General features: G+C 51.9%; 1 protein-coding gene. It reads left to right on the top strand.

The window, feature by feature from the left end:
* Window positions 1-105: 105 nt before the first annotated feature.
* Entirely contained in the window at window positions 106-1644 is a 1539-nt protein-coding gene (locus tag AB1467_07415) for a hypothetical protein (protein ID MEW6296083.1), read from the top strand.
* Window positions 1645-1670: the final 26 nt, after the last annotated feature.

The raw sequence follows: 1670 nt of genomic DNA on the forward strand, positions 1-1670 counted from the left end.
TTGTTAGCGCGCCAAAGTAATGGGGCGCGCCCTTGATAAAAATTGGCTCACAGGAGTATCCTCGATGTCTCTATACCGCCGAAAGGCGATCATCGGGAGACCCATATGAGCCAACTGGTAATGATGATAGCGCGGATTGACGATATTGACAATCCTGAAGAGATGACAGAGCTTTGGCGAAGTAACATGCCGATAGTCAGTCTTGCAGATGTTACGCCACAGGGATACTTGGATGGAATGGAAAGCACGGTAATGAAGATAGGCTGGGAAACCATGCGTCAGATGATGATAGAGCAATGGCGTTTGACGGATCGTCTTCTGGTGGAGCGTTTTCGCCAGGAGCATCCTGGAAGCGTTACTGGCGACGGATATGATACGTTGAAAGTAGCCAGTCGGTTGGGTGTCTTGCGATTGCCCCGGCAGGTCTGTTATCAATCGGGCGAAAAACAGCACACACTGCCTGGCAATGTGGGTTTGCCTGCCCACGAAGGTCAGGTGACGACGCGGGGATTGCAAGAGTGGGTTTGTCTGCTGGCACAGGATTTGCCATTTGGGACGAGCCAGCGATTGCTGGGTTGGATGACACATGATCCTGAAGTGATTTCCGAAACACAAGAACGGCGTTGGGTATGTAGGCATGGTCAAATCATTCGAGAGGTTGAACAAGCGGAAGTAAAGGCTCTGAACGAGCGCCCGCATCTGGGAGGACTGCAAGCCCAACTGACCCTGGCAAAGGAACCGCGTCGTCTGGCTGCCTGGCCAGCAGAATTGAACACCGCCGTGGAACTTGCACTGGCTCAACCAGATCCCTGTCCTCCAGAAGGTGTAACCAAGGAGGATTGGGAACGTGTCATGCAAGCCCGCCGTAGTGAAGCAACCTTGGATGCTGCGGATTTGAGATGTCTTGGACCCGAAGTTCAGCCGGGGCAGATCATTGCCAGTACCGACGATGTCGAAGTGCGCCGTCCGCAGAAACGTCGTTTTCTGGAGTTGCGTACGGCTTATGTACGCACCGAGCAAGGCTATCGCTATCTGAGCGGCTCGGCAACAATGGTTTTGCAGCAGTTGTATTTGCTGCTTGTACTGTGTGGCGGTGGGGTCACCGCCAAAGTCACCCTGTTGGGTGATGGAGCTCGTTGGATTACCAACTTCTTCAAAGAACATCTCGCTACTTGGGCGTTTACCGAATTGATTTTGGATTGGTATCACGCTCGCAAGAAATGCTACGACTTGACCAGCTTGATTTGCCGAGGTCGCAAAGCCAAAGATGCTTTGCTGAGTTTGCTCCTCCGTCACCTTTGGCATGGCCAAGTACAGGAGATGATAGATATTCTCGAAGAATACCGCCCACAGGCCAAAAATATCGAGAAACTCGATGAACTGATTAAATATCTTGACAATCGCCGCACCTACATTCCCAATTACCAGAAGCGCCGTATCCAGCAAAAATACATCGGCAGTGCTCACACCGAAAAAGCCAATGACCTGATCGTTGCTCGCCGCCAGAAACACCAGGGGATGCACTGGAGTGAACAAACCAGTGATGCTCTGGCTGCTCTGCGCACTTTGTTGCTCAATGGCGGCTGGGATTTGTACTGGCATGATCATCAAGTGTTACCTTTAGCCATCCCGGTGAAAACATGACTATCCCATCGGTTTGGCGCGCTAAC

This window comes from Candidatus Diapherotrites archaeon (assembly GCA_040755695.1).
In the GTDB taxonomy this organism is placed as follows: domain Archaea; phylum Iainarchaeota; class Iainarchaeia; order Iainarchaeales; family 1-14-0-10-31-34; genus JBFMAK01.

Bases quoted from the DNA above. Each gene is read 5' to 3' on its own strand.
- AB1467_07415 (MEW6296083.1), top strand. From the start codon at position 106: ATGAGCCAACTGGTAATGATGATAGCGCGGATTGACGATATTGACAAT.